1 protein-coding gene is annotated in these 527 nt (G+C 37.0%); it reads left to right on the forward strand.

Annotated features, from left to right (window positions below; all coding sequences use genetic code 11):
* Positions 1-527 (forward strand): transposase (locus tag V5G28_RS09970; protein ID WP_336230221.1); only part of this gene is annotated, 527 nt, incomplete at both ends.

A 527-nucleotide genomic window follows, 5' to 3' on the forward strand; every position in this document is an offset into this window, starting at 1 on the left:
AGTATTGGGAGAAAGTAAAACAAGTAGACCCGGAAAACCTTGTTTTTATTGATGAAATGGGTGTTTTACTTGGTTTAACTCGAACTCATGGTAGAAGCGATCGCGGGAGTAGGGTATATGATTTTAAACCATATTATCGAGGTGCAAAAGTTAGTGTAATTGGGGGAATTAGCTTGAAGAAAGTTTTAGCGGTCATGACGTTAAACGGCTCAATGGATGGAAATGCATATAAAGTCTTTATCGAACATTTTTTGCTTCCACAATTATGGCCTGGTGCAGTAGTTGTGATGGATAATCTCCCTGCACATCACATTGAAGAAATCCAACCCTTAATTGAATCTGTGGATGCAAGTGTTCTCTACCTGTCTCCTTATTCTCCTGAATTTAACCCCATTGAACATTGGTGGTCACAATTAAAAGCTTTTCTGAAACAATTTTCTCCAAAAAATGCATCGGGAGTCGATGGATTAATAAAAATAGCACTTGAATTAATTAATCCTGAACATCTCAAACATTGGTTTACCAAT

Origin of the sequence: Scytonema sp. PRP1 (assembly GCF_036697665.2) — a bacterium.
GTDB lineage: Bacteria > Cyanobacteriota > Cyanobacteriia > Cyanobacteriales > Nostocaceae > Kalymmatonema > Kalymmatonema gypsitolerans.